We start from the raw sequence: 15,323 nt of genomic DNA on the forward strand, positions 1-15,323 counted from the left end.
TCCTAATTACTGCTGATTATCTTCCAGCATACTTTCTAATTCATCCCAGCGCGCATACTTCTGGGATAAGGCTTGTTCTTTCTCTGCTAACAGAGCTAAGGTCTTTGCAGTTTCATCATTCCCTTTTTTAAAGAATTCAGGGTCGTTAACTAACAACTGCATTTCAGCTAATTCATTTTCATACTGCTCAATATCTGCAGGCAGCGATTCAAGTTCTCGTTGATCTTTATATGATAACTTTTTCGTCTTGCGGGGAGAAGACTTAGCACTAGGACTATTCGAACTTAAATTAGTTTCATTCTTTACTTTGGCTTTTTCATCTTTAATGATTTGCTGACGTTTATCGCTCTGATCTTTATACCAGCTCTCAACATCAGTGAAGCCACCAATGAACTCACGTAAGAATCCTTCGCCTTCAAATACCACACAACTATTGGCGACGTTATCGACGAATTCCCTATCATGGCTCACTAATAAAACAGTACCTGCATACTCGTTTAACAGCGTTTCAAGCATCTCTAGTGTTTCAACGTCGAGATCGTTTGTTGGTTCATCAAGTACCAGCAAATTACTGGGTTTGAGCATTAGCTTGGCCAGCATCAGTCTGTTTTTCTCACCACCAGAAAGTGATTTAACCGGCGCATTCACCCGCTCTGGTGAAAACAAATAATCTTGTAGATAACTAATAACATGCCTTGGGTGACCGTTAACCATTAGGTCACGTTTACCATCACCTACAGCATCAATAACGGTTTGTTCCAAATCTAAACCGTGGCGATGTTGGTCAAAATAAGCCACTTCAAGGTTAGTACCTTGCTTACAGTTACCTTTATCAGGAGCGATATCACCTAACAACAACTTAATTAACGTACTTTTACCACTACCATTGGGGCCCACTAAAGCAAGTTTATCACCCCGCAACACATTCAGGTTTAAACCCTTAACAATTTGATTGCCGCCAATGGCATAATCCAAATTGGTGACTTCAAACACCATTTTGCCAGACCGTGCACCTTGATGCTGGTTTACTACAGCATTGCCTTGCACTGATCGTCTGGCTTTGCGTTCATCTCTAAGCTTTTTCAAAGCACGAACCCGGCCTTCGTTACGGGTACGACGTGCTTTTATACCTTGGCGTATCCATACTTCTTCTTGCGCAAGCTTCTTATCAAACTCGGCGTTATGGGCAGCTTCTACTTCAAGATCTTGCTGTTTTTTCTCTAAGTAAGTTTCGTAATTACCTGGGTAGCTGGTTAAGCCACCACGGTCTAAATCAACAATACGAGTGGCCATATTACGAATAAACGCCCTATCGTGACTAACAAACACAATAGCGCCGTTGTAATTAGATAAACTGCTTTCCAACCAGCGAATCATTTCAATATCTAAGTGGTTGGTAGGTTCGTCTAGTAATAATAAATCAGGTGAACGAACCAAAGCCCGTGCAAGTGCTGCTTTACGTCGCCAACCACCTGATAAGGTAGAAAGCGAAATATCCGGCTCAAGTTTAAGCATGGTAAGAGTTTGTTCAATTTGCTGCTCAAACTGCCATGCATCTCGGGCTTCTAGCGTTTCCTGCAAGGTCTGCAGGCGATTTAAATTTGCTTCACTAGGGTCTTCAGCCACCAATTTGGTTTGGTGATGATAGGCTTTAATGGTGTCGCCTACATCCGCTAACCCTTCAGCTACGTAATCAAAAAGCGTAACGTCGGTGGTTTGGGGCGGATCTTGCTCTAGTCGAGCAATAATGGTGTCGCTTTCGATAATGCGCTGTCCATCGTCGGCAATCACATCACCTGAAATCACCTTCATTAAGGTCGATTTCCCACTGCCATTACGGCCTACTAAACACACTCGCTCTTTGGGCTGAACAATCAATTCAACGCCATCTAACAAAGGGGGGTTACCGTAGATAACAGTGATGTTCTTTAACTGCAAAATGCTCACTGTAAGAATGTCTCCAATGCGTTGGTATCAAATGGCCATCCAATTTCGGCGCCATTGTCTTCCCGTTTCAATACAGGAATACGAGCACCGTATAAATGATACAAATCGGTGCTATTACGAATATTTACTTTCTCGACGTTTAACGAAGAAAACTGCTGGGTATTAGCCAATTCAATATCGGCTAAATCGCATAAACTACACTGCGGCCCCGTGTAAAACACTATTTTCATAACGCTTCGCTTGATAATGCTTCTTTTGATAAAGCATCTCTCGATAAGGACAGGATCCAGCACTTATGAATGTTTCCACGGCGAGAAAAGTCTTCTGGTATGGTTTCTTGAGTAATATTTTCAATACTGAAACCTAAGCCTTCTAATGCCTCTTCATCTAACTTAAAACCACGTTTGTTGTTAGAAAAAATCAACGTACCGCCTTCGTTTAAGCAGTTTCTGGCATTCGTTAGCATAGTAATGTGGTCGCGTTGTACATCCCACGTGCTTTGCATACGCTTAGAATTTGAAAACGATGGTGGGTCAATAAAAATCAGATCGTATTTACCTTTATGATCGCCTAACCATGATGTGCAATCAGCTTGAACAAAAGCATGTGGGCCATTTAGTTTATTAAGCGCCACATTCTTTTTCGCCCAGTCTAGATAGGTATTAGACATATCTACTGTGGTAACCGATTTCGCGCCACCTTTAGCTGCAAACACCGATACACTGCCGGTATATGCAAATAAGTTAAGCACGTCTTTACCTTTGGCAAGCTGCATAACTTTTTGACGGGTGTTTCTATGATCTAAGAACAAACCCGTATCTAAATAGTCGGTCAAGTTCACCAATAAGCGCGCACCGTTTTCGTAAACTTCCATCATGGTGCCAGACTGATTAATTTTTTCGTACTGCTTAGTACCTTTTTGCTGACTGCGCACTTTAAGCACAATTTGCTTAGGCGACACGCCTGTTACAGTAGGTAAATAAAGTAATACTTCCTGCAAACGTTTACGGGCTTTGTCTTCCGACACCGTTTTGGGCGGAGCGTATTCTTGTACTACCAACCAATCGCCGTATCTATCAATTGCCACGTTGTAATCGGGTAAGTCGGCATCGTAGATGCGGTAACAGTTGGTATCAACTTTGTTGATCCAGCCCTTCATTTTCTTAAGATTTTTCTTTAAGCGATTGGCAAATTCGTGGTTCGACGCATCTTCAGTAAACTGAACTGTGTTTTCTTCGCTCAACACATAATTTACTATACGGCACTCTAGCTTACCGTTGTTCATGCCGTAGTCTTTGGTTGCGCGAAGTTTTAACACACGCAATAAGTCACGGTTGCTGCTAAGCAATGAAACGTGCCAGCCTTTCCATGCTTCTTTAAAACGCTTGCCCCATTCGCTGAAAAGCGGAATAAGTGCTGTTAGCTCGCCCAAACGTTCACCGTAAGGTGGGTTAGACACCATATAACCAGGGGTTGCAACCGGCGGTGACGACTTAGTCGCGTCTTGGTTGCTAAATTTAATATCGTTAAATACGCCCGCATAATCGGCGTTGTCTTTGGCAATGGCAATCATTCTGCGGTTGTAATCGGCAGCAAAAATCTCGCTTTTACTTTCTGTTTGATTTGCAATGGCATCATTAACCAATGAATCCCAATATGCTGCATCGTGGCTTAACCATTTGCTAAAGCCCCAATACTCACGTTTTATGCCAGGGGCAATATTACGTGCCATGAAAGCGGCTTCTATCGCAATAGTACCCGAACCGCACATCATGTCAGCCAAAGGCTTGTCCATGTTTTCGGTCCAGCCACTGCGCATTAGCATGGCGCAGGCAATGTGTTCTTTAAGTGGTGCATCACCGGTTTCTTGACGATATGAACGTTGGTGCAAGCTCGCACCAGCCATATCAAGCCCAATAATCACGTTGTCTCGTTGAAGTCTGGCATATACAGGGAAATCTGGCATTTTGCGCTCAACCGACGGGCGAGCTTGGCCTTCTTCTACGAATTGGTCAACAATGGCATCTTTAATTCTTACCGCACCGAACTGGGTATTCTTGATTTCGTAGTTGGTACCAATAAATTGCACTGATAGCGTATGGCGAGACTCCATATGCATCTGCCAATCTATATCCATGGCTGTCTTATACAACTCTTCCGCATTGCCTGCCTTTCCTGTGCCTAAGATCCAAATAACGCGGTTGGCTAAACGGGACCATAGGCAAAGTTTATAAGCGTCTTCTTTACTTCCTTCAAACTGCAACATGCCCGGAGACTGTTTAATTTCTGCATCTGGGCACAAATTGAGTATTTCTTGCTTAAGGAGTTCGTCAAGACCGCGGCTGGTTGTTGCCAGAATAGTATTCATTCAATTACCTGATAGAGCGTGTGTTTATTGGCACACGCTTGAGTGTATAAAACTGTAATGTGTCGCTTTCGCTGATTATAGCGCTTTTACAATGCGTTTAACGAGGTCGGGCCCCTGATAAATGAATGCAGAGTATACCTGAACTAGTGATGCTCCTGCATCTAAACGTGCTTTTGCCGTTTCATGAGAATCGATACCGCCCACACCTATGATAGGAATAGCTCTATCAAGGGCACTGGATAGCTTCTTGGTAACGTTCAAACTCATGTCAGTAAGTACCGAACCACTCAGCCCCCCCATTTCATCTGCATGCTTTAACCCTTGAACAGCGTCTCGCGACAGTGTGGTATTGGTAGCTATAACACCATCCATTTTACTGGCCAATAGCGACTGGGCAATACTTTGTATTTCGCCATCTGATAAATCTGGCGCTATTTTGATAAACAGCGGTACGTACTTGCCGTGAGTTTGCGTAAGGGTTTCTTGCGCAGCTTTAAGACCTACTAACAATGCATCTAACGCTTCGCCATACTGAAGGTTTCTAAGCCCAGGGGTGTTAGGTGAAGATATGTTAATAGTCACATAACTGGCGTAAGGATAAACCTTGTTCAAACAAATAAGGTAATCATCAAGTGCTTTAGCATCATCCGTATCTTTGTTTTTGCCAATATTGATACCAATAGGGCCTTTAAAGTGCGCTTTTTTCACTTGTGAAACCAAGTGATCAACCCCTTTATTGTTAAAGCCCATGCGATTGATAATGGCTTGCTTTTCAGGAATGCGAAACAACCGAGGCTTAGGGTTTCCCACTTGTGGACGCGGGGTAACCGTACCAATTTCTACAAAACCAAAACCCATATCAGCAAACGCATCAATACAATCGCCATTTTTATCTAACCCCGCAGCTAAACCCACAGGATTATCAAAAGTAATGCCTGCCACTGTTACCGGCTTTTTGATGGTTGTGGTGCTATAAGCCCACTTCAATGGCGTGTGTTGGGTCTTATTTAACCAGTTGATGGTAAAATCGTGACTTTTCTCAGGTTCGCATTGAAGCAACAGTTTTTGCACTAATGATTGCATAGGTGTTTGTTTTCGCTTGTATTTGGTATAAAAAAGCCCTGTTTTACAGGGCTTCGTCAATTTTGATAGCGTGTATTCTAATGGCTAGACTTCACGCTTAAAAGCATCAATTCACGTAATGCGACAGAAAATTTCGCAAATTCGTGTGTTGAGCTGGTCTTAAACTCTGACATCATGTGATACCAGCGCTTCAATAACACCTGATTGCTCTGCATCCAGTCTTCCAAAATCTTGTCTGCATCGCTAGCGTCTGGATTAATCTGAAGTAGATTTGCAGCAATAGAACGCTGCTGCCAATCAAGTTCTTCTCGATAAGATGCACGTGCCAATGCTTGCCAATGGTTGCTGACTGCTTGATTGTTAATTTGATCTAAGAACCAATGCAACTCAAGTTTAGAACCAAGTTGGAAATACAACCTTGCCACTACATCAACAGGGTGTTTGTCAGCTGCAACAACGTGAGATAAATCGAAACTAGAGAACATGTTCGAGAAGCTAGCCACTTGATACGCAATATCTTGTGGTACGTCTTGAGATACATATTTTCTTGTTTTCTCTTCTAACTGCGAATATTCATCTTCAACTAGGTAATCTTGCAGATTTTTAGACAAGGTATTGAATGTCTCGCGATAACACGCAATAGCCTCTTCAATAGACAGGGCTTTATTACCATGTCTAATATACCAGCGTGCAGCACGGCGCATAATACGGCGTGCTTCATCCAACAATTTAAGCTGTAATTGCGCTGAAATCACATTATCTAAATCTTCAATACGACTCCATAAGGTATCCATATCAAAAATTCCGTGCACGATAGCGTAGGCATTCGCAATATCGTCTACCCCTGCGCCAGTTTCTTCCTGAATACGGAACATAAAATTAAGACCCATATCATTAACCATGTTGTTGGTTAACTTAGTGGCAATAATTTCGCTTCTTAGCGGATGCTGCTGCATGTGGCTACTGAATTTTTCCCGCAATACTTCAGGAAAAGCTTCAAGTAACAACTTACCGTGATAAGGGTTATCGGTAATTTCAGGAATATTTAACGCGTCTTTTAATACCATCTTGCCATAAGCAATCAGTACGCTAAGTTCAGGCCGTGTAAGACCACGATCTGACGCCACTCTATCAGAGATTTCATCATCACTTGGAATGAACTCAAGTTCTCTATTAAGCTGACCTTCACGCTCTAAGCCGTGAATAAAGCGAAGCTGCTCTTTCAGTAAGCTAACACCTGACATTTCTGTAATTGAAATAGACTGGGTTTGGCGATAACAATCTTTAATAACAATACGCGATACATCGTCAGTCATATCGTGCAATAAATTATTACGCTGTTTAACCGTAAGCTCACCGTCGTTAACCACGCTGTTAAGCAAGATTTTGATATTCACTTCGTTATCAGAACAATCAACACCACCCACGTTATCGATGAAGTCGGTGTTTACGCGACCGCCGGAAGCAGCATATTCGATACGGCCTAGTTGGGTTAACCCTAGGTTACCGCCCTCGCCTACAATCTTAGCTTGTACGTCTTTACCGTTTAATCGTAAGTCGTCGTTGGCTCTGTCGCCTACTTCTGCGTGAGACTCTTTCGAGCTCTTAACGTAAGTACCGATACCGCCATTCCATAACAAGTCCACTGGCATTTTTAAAATGTTATGGATAAGTTCGTTTGGTGTCATCGACATCTGACGAGTGCCTAACCACTTTTTCATTTCAGGGGTAAGCTTAATCGACTTCGATGAACGGCTGAAAATACCACCGCCTTTAGAAATCAATTTAGTGTCGTAATCTTCCCAACTTAAACGTGGGTTTTCGAACAACCTAGCACGTTCTTTATAGCTTGATGCTGGGTCTGGATCTGGGTCAAAGAAAATATGTAAATGGTTAAACGCTGAAATAAGTTTGGTATGTTCAGACAATAGCATACCGTTACCAAAAACATCTCCCGCCATATCACCCACACCTACTGCGGTGAAATCTGTGGTTTGACAATCGATACCAATTTCGCGGAAATGACGTTTAACAGACTCCCATCCACCACGGGCAGTGATACCCATTTTCTTATGGTCGTATCCTACACTGCCGCCTGACGCAAAAGCATCGCCTAACCAAAAGCCAAATTCATCAGCAATACCGTTAGCGATATCAGAGAAGGTAGCGGTACCTTTATCGGCCGCTACAACCAAATACGGGTCATCTTCATCTAATCGCACCACATCTTTAGGCGGCACTACTTCACCGTTTACAATGTTGTCTGTGATATCAAGCAAACTCGTAATAAAGGTGCGATAGCACGCTTGGCCTTCAGCCTGAATCGCTTCTCTGCCTTCGCCAACGGGGAGTTTTTTACACACAAACCCACCTTTGGCGCCAACAGGCACAATCACCGTATTTTTTACTTGCTGGGCTTTTACTAAACCTAAAATTTCAGTTCGGAAATCTTCTTGGCGATCTGACCAACGAAGTCCGCCACGGGCAACCTTTCCGCCACGTAAATGCACACCCTCTAAACGTGGGCTATACACAAATATTTCGAATTTAGGCAGAGGTAACGGCATATCAGGGATCATTTCAGGCAGCATCTTGAAAGACACATAAGATTTTTCATTGCCTGCTTCATCGGGCTGATAAAAGTTGGTTCGAAGGGTGGCTGACATCATATCTAAATAACGACGAATAATTCTGTCGTCATCTAAGTTACTAACGCTGTCTAACTGAGTCTTAATATTCTCAAGTAAGGATTCTTCTTTCTTCGCACTACGTTTCTTTTTCGGATTGATGCGCTGGTCGAAAAACTCCACAAGCAAGCGGGCAATATCAGGGTAATTCGCCAAAGTATTGGCAATATAATCACGACTGAACGAACTGCCTGTTTGACGCATATATTTAGCATATGCACGTAAAATGGTGACTTTACGGCCGGTTAAATTAGCCCCTAAGATTAAGCGGTTGAATGCATCATCTTCTAAGTCGTTATTCCACACTTTTGCGAATGCATCTTGAAACAGTGTTTGAGCGCGCTCCATGTCAAAGTGTTGGCCACTTTTGTGCAACATGGTGAAGTCCATCACCCAATTACGCAAGCCATCAGGACACGTAATTTTATACGGGCTTTCATCGATAACACGCAAACCGAAGTTTTCCAGCATGGGCAATACATCAGAAAGATGAATAGGTTCGGCCCGGTGGAACAACTTAAGCTTCACTACCTGACTGTCTGATTGCTCTTCTTGAGGACGATAAAATAACATGTCTAAGGTGTGAGAATCGTCTAACTGCTCAATTTTACCAATATCAACAAGGGCATCACCAGGTAAGTTCTGTTCCATATAGCTACGTGAAAACGCATTGCCATATTTTCGCTCAAGGGCTTTACCTTGGGCTTCTCCGTGAGCGGCAGAAATTGATGAAGCAAGCCTGTCACTCCAGGTCTTGGTTAGCTCAATGATATTATTTTCAATTTCCTTCACATCAAATTCCGCATTGTTGTCGTTCACTCTGGCAATGTAATGGGTTCTTGCATAAACAGATTCAGAGAAGAAAGTGGTAAATTCAACTTCTTCTTTTGCACCTAACGACGCTTTTAATAACGCCTGAGTTTCAATTCTTAACTGTGTGTTATAGCGTTCACGTGGCACAAACACCATACAAGAGAAGAAACGGCCGAACACATCTTTACGAATAAATAAGCGTGAAATTCCCCGCTCCTGCATTTGGAAAATACCCATTACAATGTGAGCTAACTCTTCCGCGGGTGTTTGCAATAGTTCATCACGTGGATAAGTTTCAACAATATTCACAAAGGCTTTGAACGCATGCGTTCCTGGCTCATAGCCGGATAAATCACATATACGCTGAATTTTTTCTCTCAGCATAGGAAGCTGCGTCACACTTTGGTTATAGAAAGACGCAGAATAAAGACCGAGGAAGCGATGCTCTCCAACAACCTGACCTTCTTTATTGAAAGCTTTTACACCAACATAATCCATAAACGCGGGACGATGTACACGTGAACGAGAGTTAGTCTTAGTCAAAATTAACGGGTTTTGACTCAGCGCTTCGGCTCTAGCGCTAGCAGGTAATTTTGATAATAAGCGCTCTCTATCATTAATAGAGTTTTTTAATAAACCTAAACTAGTATCGTTAGAAGGTATCCAGCGATGGTCACCTTCTATAGCCTTCACTTCATAATAACGATAGCCCATCATGGTAAAGTTATGGTCGCTTAACCAGTGTAAATAAGCTTTGGTTTGTTTCTTTTCATCTGCCGATACTGGCCAATTGAATTTTGTACTGTCTTTAACCACGGATTCTAACTTGGTGGTCATTTCTTGCCAGTCGCGCACAGCGAGTGAGACTTCATCAACCACTGAGTGCAACTCTTTGGTTAATTCATCAATGTCTTTCTTAGCGCTTTGATGATCAACTTCAATGAAGATAACCGTTTCTTTACGCGCATTTTCAACCGTCTTGCCAGGTTCAGCAAACTCTGCCACTTGGTTTTTATCATTGCGCTTAATGCCAATCGGGCTGTGCAAAAATAAGTGAGCGGTTATATTCAAACGGTTTAACGACATACGCACCGAATCAACAAGGAATGGCATGTCTCTAACAATAATTTCTACTATGGTGTGGCTTGAATGCCAGCCATGTTTGGCTATTTCTGGATTAAATACACGAATATAGGGCGCTGAATTATCAAATTTAGCCAGCCCGTTCCACAAACTAAGCGTGGCACCATATAAATCGCTATCGTTACGATTTTCTAAGTCGTCACTAGAGATATTTTTATACAACAAGCGTCCGAATTGCTGCACGAGTGACTTCTGCTGGGCATCTACCTTTTTTTCGATGAGTGCAAATACATTATCTAGCAGTACGGAGTGTCGCTGTGAGGTGACTGTCATTAGTTAACCTTATAAATGTCGTAAGTGCTGAGTTGCGCGGCTATTCTCGCTAAAAATGAAGGTTATTAAAAGCCCCTATTTAACCTTATATTAACAGCATAGATAACTATGCAAAAAACGCCTATAAAAAAGGGCCTTACGGCCCTTTTTTACGATTAGCTATGCAAAAATATTATGCACCGGGGTCGTTCCTATTCCACCACAAGAATCTAGCCAGTGCTGGTAGTACTATTATAGCCCCTAACATATTCACCACGAACATAAAGGTCAACAATATCCCCATATCCATCTGGAATTTAAGTGTAGAGAACACCCACGTACTCACACCGATTGCCAAGGTAATACCAGTAAACAATACTGCGCTGCCTCGCTCTTTAAGTGCAGCCAAGTAAGCTTCTTGTACCGTCGCACCTTGTTTAAGCATAAGGCTCTTCGTCGATAAGATATAAATACCATAATCAACCCCGATACCTACACCTAACGCAATAACCGGTAAGGTTGATACCGTTAAGCCAATTTGTAGGTAAGTCATTAGCGCTTGCGCTAGTACTGATACTACGTAAAGCGGGATAACCACGACTAGCGTTGCACGTATAGAACGGAAGCTAATTAAGCATAAGGCGATAACAGCACCAAAGACGTATACCATCATTGGATCTTGCGCAGCCTCAACAGCTTCGTTGGTAGCTGCCATAACCCCTACAGGGCCAGACGCTAAACTAAACGACATATCATCAGTTTCGTATTCAGTACGGAAATCTTTCACTGCGTCTACCACACGTGAAATCGTTTCTGCTTTGTGATCTTCCATAAACAGAATAATCGGCATAACAGAACAATCACCGTTCAATAAACCTGATGACGTGGGCACGCGAGAAATAGCTTGTACTAGGGTTTGCTGATTGCGCGGCAGAACCTGCCACTTAACATTACCTTCGTTATAGCCCGCGTTCACTATCTTAGCCACTGATGCTAACGATACGGCAGATTGCACACCTGGAACGTTTTCCATTTTCCACTGGAAGTCGTCCATCGCTTTCATCACGCCATGAGACGTACACGCTTCTGGCGTGGTCTCAACCAAAATAGAGATATAATCAACAGTAACTTCATACTTGTCTGTGATTAAGAAGGTATCTTGGTTGTAACGAGACGATTCGTGTAATGCTGGCGCGCCTGCATGCAAGTCACCTATCTTCATGTTTTGCGCTTGATAGTGCCCAAAACCGAATAATATAGCGGTAACAATAAGAATGACTGCCGCGGGTTTCTTATGCGAACATGCCGCAATAATCGCCCAGAAACGTGAGTTCTTATTTTCTTTACCTGCAAACTTATCAACGTATTTTTTATCTAGCTTCAAGAAGCTCATCAGCACAGGCAACAGCATAAGGTTGGTTAATATAATAACCGCAACACCCATACTTGCTGTAATGGCCAATTCGCGAATAATACCAATATCGATAACCAATAAAGTCATGAAGCCAACAGTATCTGATAGCAAGGCTATCCCGCCAGGTACCAATAAGCTTCTAAACGCTGCCATAGACGCCCGCTTAGCACCTATGCCTGTAACCGCGCGCTTTTCAACCGCATTAATCATTTGCACACCATGGCTTACACCAATAGCAAAGACTAAGAACGGCACTAGGATGGACATAGGATCCATACCAAAGCCAAGGGATGTTAGTAATCCAAGCTGCCAAATAACCGCAATAACTGAACACAGCAACGGCAAAATAGTGAGCATGATACTGCGTGAGAAGAAGAACACCATAATGGCGGTTATCGCGATAGCAATGGCGAAAAACAACAATACATCTTTCGCGCCATCAGCAACATCACCAATCATTTTGGCAAAACCAATAATATGAATAGAAATATCTTCATTTTCATATTCACCGCGAAGTTGCTCTTCAAGCTCTGCCGCAAGTGCTAAGGTGTTTAATGGTTCTCCGGTTTGCGGGTCGATATCAAGCAACTGTGCTGTCACCATGGCGCAGCTGTAATCGCTTGCCACCTGACGGCCCACAATATTGGCCTTTTCTATGTTAGCAGCCACTAAGTCTAACGCAGCAGGGTTCGCTGAGTTAAAATCTGCAGGAATAACCGGTCCGCCAGCAAAGCCCCCTTCAACAATTTCAGTAAAGCGGGTTGAAGGAGAGAATAATGAAATGACTAAAGAACGGTTTACACCATTTATGAAAAACAGTTGGTCGTGTACGTTCTTTAACGTATCGAAAAAGTTCTGATTGAATATATCGTCGTTTTTATCGCACACAGAAACCAAAATATTATTGGCGCCACCAAAGTCTTGGCGATGTTCAATATAGGTTTTCATGTACTCATGATTGAGTGGAATATTTTTTTCAAAACCAGCATCAAGCCGCATCTGCGAAGCTTGAAAGCCTAGAAAAACCGTTGCGATAGCAAAAAGCGCCACCACCAATTTACGGTTAGAGAAAACAAGACGTTCAATGAAATGGGTCATAAAAGCGAAGCCACCCTACTTTGTATTTAGCGTTTTTATACCATTAGCAGTAACCGCTATGGTTTGGCCATTAAAGTTAACTGCATTTAATAGCGCAGCTTTATCTTCAACCTGAGTCACAGTTATACCTTTTGCAGGTTCGCAGTTAGCAGGATTGGCGTATGGGTCGTGATCACTGACTGGAAGTGGACGTGTGGCAGACACCAACATTCCGTTATTTCCTAGTGCAACCACACTGCTCTCATCAGACAGCACAATTGAATTCAACGTACTGGTAGAACAGGTTTTTACATATTCCCATTCACCTTGGTCGCGCTGAACAAAAATATTTCCGCGCAAGCCCACAGCAAGTAAGGTCGAGTCATCAAGGGCCTTTATATCGAAAAATGAGCCTGTGTAATCAACTTCAAACCGTTCCCAACTTTTACCCATATCACTGCTACTGGCGAGTAATCCGGCTTCTCCTGCAAGGTAAAGCTTCTCACCATCACGAGTGATTCGATTTAAATGAGGTAGAATAGATTCTAGTTCTTGTTGATAAAAAGCCTCATCTTCAGCTCTAACACTTTCCAAGTATTCTTGATCGTACGGGTCTAAAAGACTGGCGTGGTGTTCTTTCGACCACGTTTTACCAGCATCTGTAGTGCGGTAAAATAAACCGTATGCGCCAGCTGCGATACCATGGTTTTGATCAAAGAAAAGCACATCAAGGAATGGACGTTGTAAGTCTGGTTGAACGTTCTGAATGTCCCAGCTCTGGCCTTTATCAGCAGAATGGATGATGGTTGCATCATGGCCAACAGCCCATATATGCTCGCCCATAACGGTTGCGGCGGTAAGGGTTGCCTGAGTAGGCACTTCAACTTGGCTGAATGCATTCCCATCTTCAGAAATAAGAATGTGACCGCGCTCTCCGACAATAACGACAAATTTATCAGCGTCAATATCGAGCAAAACTGACTGCTCAACTAAGGGTGCAATATAAGCATCTTCTGCTGAAGCAGTAATGGAGTAATTTGCTGCGAGTGCTGCAGTAATGCACGCTGCAATGGTTTTTTTCATTGTTAACCATTCTCCCTAAAATTTAATTGTCTGAAAACAAAAACGGTTGGCATTGCCAACCGTCTTAACACAAAACGCTTAGCGCTTACCTTCTCGTCGTAACGCCTGAGGCGTAAACTCTACGTCTCTTGGACGCACTGAGAAGTCATACATTTGTTCTTCATTATCAAGACCAATGGCCAAATAACGTCGAGAGTTCAAATCGTAGTAAGCATCAAGGGTTGACCACTGTGTAGGTACTTCATAGTAGTTCACACCATACGCTACACCAACTCGGTAAAGCTCACCACGATTATCATACATATCAGCTACTTGTATTTGCCAGCTATCTTCATCAATGAAGAATACGCGTTTTTGATAAATGTGACGGAAGCCTTCTTTCAATGTCGCTTCAACAACCCAAACACGGTGTTTTTCCCAGCGAGTTAAATCAGGGTTAACGTGATTTGGCTTAAGAATTTCGTCGTAACTTACATTATCTGAATGTAGCGCATAGTTATTATAGGCTACAAACATCTCTTTTTTACCGACAAGTTTCCAGTTGTAACGGTTAGGAGAACCGTTAAACATATCGAAGTCATCAGTAGTACGCAGGCCATCTGCCGCTGTTCCTGGCGTGTCATAAGCAATGTTAGGTGCTAAACGTACACGGCGCTGACCTGTGTTATAAGTCCAGGCTTTACGTGGCTCTTTAACTTGATCTACTGTTTCGTGCACTAGTAATGCAGTACCAGCCAAACGCGCAGGCTTAGTTACTTTTTGCTTAAACATGAACAAAATATTGTCTTCAGTTAGCTTCTCAGGTGTAGCACCTTCTTCAGCATACTTAATCATTAATTGTTCATCAAAACCGATAACGTTGTAGTCACCAGAGGTTGTAACCGCAGCTTGTCCGCCAAAACGTTCTACGGCAGCACCGCGATAACGTAAAATGTGGTTCCAAATCGCTTCCATACCGGTTTTTGGCATTGGGAAAGGAATACCTAAAACAGCACCTTTTATACCGTTACCATCATCTAGTAATTCTGCGCTAGTTGCATTTACCTTAGTCGCATCATAAATTGCTTGCGGGTTAGAAGCCGAGCGGCGTGTTTGATATACCGGCATGCGGTAAGTATCTGGGTACGCTTCAAACAGCTTCTTTTGACCCTCAGAAAGAAAGTCTGCGTATTCTTTGTAGTTAGACGCCGTTATTTCAAACAACACCTTATCTTCTGGAAAAGGATTTGGATGGTGATCCCCTACCGTATAGCCTTCAGGTGCAGAGGTAATACCGCCTGTCCATGCTGGAATACTTCCATCAGCATTCGCCGCTTGAATGGCACCCATTGGGGTAAGTTCACCGCCTAATTTTTTGGCTTCTTCATCAGAAACCTTAGCGTTGGCATTAGCACCCGTTAAGGCAATTGATAATGCAGCTGCAATAATTCCTACTTTCTTAATCATATACATCACT

The 15,323-nt window shown here is 42.8% G+C and carries 8 protein-coding genes; all 8 read right to left on the bottom strand.

From position 1 onward, the window contains the following. Positions 1-6 precede the first annotated feature (6 nt). Positions 7-1,947 (bottom strand): ABC transporter ATP-binding protein, encoded by a 1,941-nt coding sequence (locus Q4561_RS02275; RefSeq protein ID WP_303457308.1) that lies wholly within the window; start codon positions 1,945-1,947, stop codon positions 7-9. Next, positions 1,944-2,177, bottom strand: coding sequence for a glutaredoxin family protein (locus tag Q4561_RS02280; RefSeq protein ID WP_013784083.1), 234 nt, complete (start codon positions 2,175-2,177; stop codon positions 1,944-1,946). The genes Q4561_RS02275 and Q4561_RS02280 overlap by 4 nt, the downstream gene beginning before the upstream one ends. Next, on the bottom strand, positions 2,174-4,315 hold the full coding sequence (gene rlmKL, locus Q4561_RS02285; protein ID WP_303457312.1) for a bifunctional 23S rRNA (guanine(2069)-N(7))-methyltransferase RlmK/23S rRNA (guanine(2445)-N(2))-methyltransferase RlmL: 2,142 nt from the start codon (positions 4,313-4,315) through the stop codon (positions 2,174-2,176). Before rlmKL ends, Q4561_RS02280 begins: the two co-directional genes overlap by 4 nt. 75 nt (positions 4,316-4,390) lie before the next feature. Further along, positions 4,391-5,398, bottom strand: coding sequence for a quinone-dependent dihydroorotate dehydrogenase (gene pyrD / locus Q4561_RS02290; RefSeq protein ID WP_303457314.1), 1,008 nt, complete (start codon positions 5,396-5,398; stop codon positions 4,391-4,393). A gap of 77 nt (positions 5,399-5,475) precedes the next feature. Then, positions 5,476-10,314 carry an NAD-glutamate dehydrogenase gene (locus tag Q4561_RS02295; RefSeq protein WP_303457316.1) on the bottom strand — a complete coding sequence of 1,613 codons (4,839 nt, stop codon included), beginning with the start codon at positions 10,312-10,314 and terminating at the stop codon, positions 5,476-5,478. Between the two features lie 172 nt (positions 10,315-10,486). Continuing rightward, a complete protein-coding gene (locus Q4561_RS02300; protein ID WP_303457318.1) occupies positions 10,487-12,805 on the bottom strand; it encodes an RND family transporter in 2,319 nt (772 codons plus the stop codon). A gap of 15 nt (positions 12,806-12,820) precedes the next feature. Then, positions 12,821-13,867, bottom strand: coding sequence for a YCF48-related protein (locus tag Q4561_RS02305; RefSeq protein ID WP_303457319.1), 1,047 nt, complete (start codon positions 13,865-13,867; stop codon positions 12,821-12,823). A 78-nt stretch (positions 13,868-13,945) separates the two neighbouring features. Next, positions 13,946-15,313, bottom strand: coding sequence for a DUF1329 domain-containing protein (locus Q4561_RS02310; RefSeq protein ID WP_303457321.1), 1,368 nt, complete (start codon positions 15,311-15,313; stop codon positions 13,946-13,948). Positions 15,314-15,323: the final 10 nt, after the last annotated feature.

Origin of the sequence: Alteromonas sp. 1_MG-2023, assembly GCF_030547075.1 — a bacterium.
Classification (GTDB): domain Bacteria; phylum Pseudomonadota; class Gammaproteobacteria; order Enterobacterales; family Alteromonadaceae; genus Alteromonas.

Coding starts and splice junctions, on each gene's coding strand:
- Q4561_RS02305 (WP_303457319.1), bottom strand. CDS start 13,867: ATGAAAAAAACCATTGCAGCGTGCATTACTGCAGCACTCGCAGCAAAT.
- Q4561_RS02295 (WP_303457316.1), bottom strand. CDS start 10,314: ATGACAGTCACCTCACAGCGACACTCCGTACTGCTAGATAATGTATTT.
- pyrD (WP_303457314.1), bottom strand. CDS start 5,398: ATGCAATCATTAGTGCAAAAACTGTTGCTTCAATGCGAACCTGAGAAA.
- Q4561_RS02310 (WP_303457321.1), bottom strand. CDS start 15,313: ATGATTAAGAAAGTAGGAATTATTGCAGCTGCATTATCAATTGCCTTA.
- Q4561_RS02300 (WP_303457318.1), bottom strand. CDS start 12,805: ATGACCCATTTCATTGAACGTCTTGTTTTCTCTAACCGTAAATTGGTG.
- rlmKL (WP_303457312.1), bottom strand. CDS start 4,315: ATGAATACTATTCTGGCAACAACCAGCCGCGGTCTTGACGAACTCCTT.
- Q4561_RS02280 (WP_013784083.1), bottom strand. CDS start 2,177: ATGAAAATAGTGTTTTACACGGGGCCGCAGTGTAGTTTATGCGATTTA.